3 protein-coding genes are annotated in these 3510 nt (G+C 43.3%); all 3 read right to left on the bottom strand.

The window, feature by feature from the left end; translation table 11 throughout:
- Positions 1-129: 129 nt before the first annotated feature.
- The 3 genes from nhaA to IH879_21630 all read right to left on the bottom strand — a co-directional run bounded on the left by nhaA (position 130) and on the right by IH879_21630 (position 3278).
- Entirely contained in the window at positions 130-1350 is a 1221-nt protein-coding gene (gene nhaA, locus IH879_21640; GenBank protein MCH7677529.1) for a Na+/H+ antiporter NhaA, read from the bottom strand.
- Positions 1351-1566: 216 nt separating this feature from the next.
- Entirely contained in the window at positions 1567-2337 is a 771-nt protein-coding gene (locus IH879_21635; protein ID MCH7677528.1) for a hypothetical protein, read from the bottom strand.
- Positions 2338-2462: 125 nt separating this feature from the next.
- The gene (locus tag IH879_21630) at positions 2463-3278 is read right to left on the bottom strand and encodes a neuromedin U (GenBank protein ID MCH7677527.1); all 816 of its coding nucleotides are present in this window, start codon (positions 3276-3278) and stop codon (positions 2463-2465) included.
- Positions 3279-3510 lie beyond the last annotated feature (232 nt).

The raw sequence follows: 3510 nt of genomic DNA, 5'->3' as shown, positions 1-3510 counted from the left end.
ATTGTGTCGAGCTAAGCACTCTTTTGCTCCATTTTGAAGATCTACGTACGCAAGTAGTCCCTCCGGGCTTAATGATCGTCACTTTATTCTTCATGACCTTCTTTCTCTTTTTATACAACAACGTTTGAGTTAACTTGCGCGCGCGTTTTTTGCGCGGTCAAGTTGAACGATTTGTTGAACGAAACTAATGTCCAATACCAAATAACCAACAATACCTGAGGCTAAGGAACCTAAAATAATGCCTAGACGCTCATCAAATAACAGGTTGACACCAGTTTCTTCAAAAGCAAGTGAGCCTATGAAAAGGCTCATTGTGAAACCTATACCGCAAAGAGCCGCAGTGCCATACAAAGAACCCCAAGACATGCCAGCCGGCAGCTTGGTTAATTTAAACTTAATAGCAACCCAACAAATACCGAAAATACCGACTTGCTTTCCGATAAACAAACCGAGTGCAATGCCCAGTGGAACGCTGTGAAATATTTGTTCAGCCCCCACTCCGGCAAAACTAATACCTGCATTAGCGAACGCGAAGAAGGGAAGAACAAAAAATGCTACCGCAGAGTGTAAATCATGTTCCATACTCTTTAAAGGAGAGTAATGGCCGTTCGTTTTTGACCTTAGTGGAATAAACATAGCCAAAACAACACCCGCCAATGTTGCATGTACCCCAGACTTCAACATAGCCACCCACATGATGACGCCAAACAGTAAATAAAGACTTTTTGATTCGGCATTACGCTTGTTCAATAAGGTGAGAATTAGGATACAACATGAAACGACTACGAGTGCGGTCAGCGAAATTTTTGCTGTGTAGAAAACAGCAATGATTATAATTGCACCAATGTCGTCAAATATTGCCAATGAGGTGAGGAATATCTTTATGGCAGTAGGCACTCTGGAACCCAGCAAGGATAATACGCCCAAAGCGAAAGCAATATCAGTTGCTGCCGGGATGGCCCAGCCTGCCATAGCTGCAGTATCACCAGTGTTGAAATAAATATAAATAAATGCCGGAGCCACCATGCCGCCAATCGCCCCTACACCGGGTAGGATAATATTTCGTTTATCCGAAAGCTCGCCTTCAATAAGCTCCCTTTTCAACTCCAGACCGACGAGAAAAAAAAATATAGCCATCAATCCGTCGTTGATCCAGAGCAATAATGGCTTCGCGATTTCTAAAGCGCCTATACGAATTTCTACCGGGGTATCAAGAAACAATGCATAGTATGATTGCAAAGGTGTATTTGCGCACACAAGAGCAAGCACAGCAGCGAACATGAGGATTATGCCGCTCGCAGATTCAAGCTTAAAAAATCTTGAGATGAATGATTCTTGAGTACTATTCATATATTCTCTTGCGTTCATCGGGTATGTCAAACCTCTCTATTGAAAGGGTCCAGACGTTGAGATTATCCAACGGTGTGAACCGCCGGATGCGGACCCGTATGCCATTCTTGAGAATACATTTTCCATCTCCTTTCTTGTTAATTTTTTTTGTAGTCGGCAAGAAGATTGATCCATTTAACCTCGTTTCAAATTGGACGAGGGAGCGTTTATATGTTATTATTTTGTAGGGTTACTTAGTTCAATTTCGATTATTGCCAATAATTGCTCCTGAAACTCATATAGCGATTTTGCGCTTGTGAGTAAAACGTCTGCATTGAGTCTCCGCATTTCCACGTGATTTTCGAATTCCGGATTTGAAATCATTGTTTCCTGATCTACACTAAACCTACTTGGGCCCACATCTCCTATGTCAGTAAATACCGAATAAACTTCCATGTTTTTCAATGGGTAATTCTTGCTAAGAAATCTGTATATATGATTCATATAATAATCATAGTTTATTTTTATGTTAAAGGAGTATGCCTGGTATCTGCCTGGCCAAGTTGTTATTAGATATTTTAATTCATTATTTTTAATTAAAGATAATTGTTCAGATGCCATAATAGAATTGATTACCCCCTCGGAAGGGTAGTATTGCGGTAAATAACACATCCCTAATATCATAGCATTAAATACCGATGGCTTTACACCTTTTGCTTCCGGGCCAATCAATTCGGATAATGCCCTGGTTTGTGTAGCCACAAACAAATGATTGGATATTTCATTATTTAGTGTTTCTTGATTCTTTAAAAATTCTTCTTTCAGGTTTGAAAGCATTTCAATTTGTGCCACGGAATTTTTTCGGTTCTCATTCCAATTGTTAATCTGCAAGGCAATCAATATCCCGATTACAACTAGCACGATTTCACCAATGGCATATTTTAAATAATTTCCTGTATTATTTTCGTTAATGAGTTGTAGTCGAATTCTTCTAAAGAATCTTATCATTTGATGATCGTGCCTAACAAAGCGCAGGATCACATTCCAGCCCTTGCCCGGTATGGTTTGTATCCAGTTGCTTTCTTTGCCTTTGGTGCCTTCGCTCCGAAATATATATCATAGGAGCCGTGTCGTTATTTTTTACCGCCACGAAACATACTGGTCGGCAGCAAGGTCTGGATCTGAATGCGGAACTGCCAATCCGGGCCGATATCCGGTTTAACGACGTTGAAATATACCTGTGACTGCACGTTTACCGGCAGTCCACCAAAGAAAATAAGTTTCCCGCCTCCAACACCAAACGGCACAATCCACTTCTGGCCAGCGGCGGCTTTCCAGTTTACTGTGATGAGGGGAGCGCTGTTGACATACCATCCGTTACCGAGCTGCCGCACGATGAAATATTGCATACCGCCTTTGCTGACGCTGGCACGGTCTGAGCTGCCCGCCACCGACCAGATATTGTTCGCCAGGATGCCAAGTGTCCAATCTCCGGACTGCATAAGAGCGACGACAGAAGGTCCCAGACTCCACTTCTTGGAACCGCGCAGCTTACCTCCGGTCGGAAACTCTATCAGAGGTCCGAAAGCCCACGTGATCGCGCCACCTCCCGGTACATAAAAGGCCGTGAACGCGATATCACTCAGCCCTGAAGAAAAAGAGCCGCTCTCTGAGGTGATGTCTGGTATCCAGACGAACGGCAGGATGGTACGGGTGATGATTTTGCCGCCGGCCAGCGGTATGACCGGCTGCACATTCAATACGTTACGTGTGCGGTTGAACTCTCCAAGACCAAAATCGTTGTTGAACTGGAACGGAAAACTCATCAGGTCAGCGAGAGGATTGGCTGCCCGTATGGATAATTCTTCATTGGATTCCTGCGCGGGTAATGTGGAAGCAAACAGCAGCGAAATGACGGTTAAACAGATCGTTAACACATGTTTTTTCATGATATAGCTCTCCTGTCAAGTTTGAGTAATGAATTCGGAACTCGGAACTGAAAATGTAACATCCTGTCTTATTGTGTTTTCTTCACTACCGGAACTATGTCAAGCGGATCCAGCACAAAAAAAATCGCCGTCGGCCTTCACGATGCACCTTCGTTCTAAAACCCGCTGATTCGATCTATCATCCAGAATGTTGCGATGGAGCCAATCATATAGGCAAACGGCGTCTTCGCCC

Source organism: candidate division KSB1 bacterium (assembly GCA_022562085.1).
In the GTDB taxonomy this organism is placed as follows: Bacteria; Zhuqueibacterota; Zhuqueibacteria; order Oceanimicrobiales; family Oceanimicrobiaceae; genus Oceanimicrobium.
This window is presented reverse-complemented; position numbering and strand designations above follow the sequence as displayed.

Bases quoted from the DNA above. Each gene is read 5' to 3' on its own strand.
- IH879_21635 (MCH7677528.1), bottom strand. From the start codon at position 2,337: ATGATAAGATTCTTTAGAAGAATTCGACTACAACTCATTAACGAAAAT.
- IH879_21630 (MCH7677527.1), bottom strand. From the start codon at position 3,278: ATGAAAAAACATGTGTTAACGATCTGTTTAACCGTCATTTCGCTGCTG.
- nhaA (MCH7677529.1), bottom strand. From the start codon at position 1,350: ATGAATAGTACTCAAGAATCATTCATCTCAAGATTTTTTAAGCTTGAA.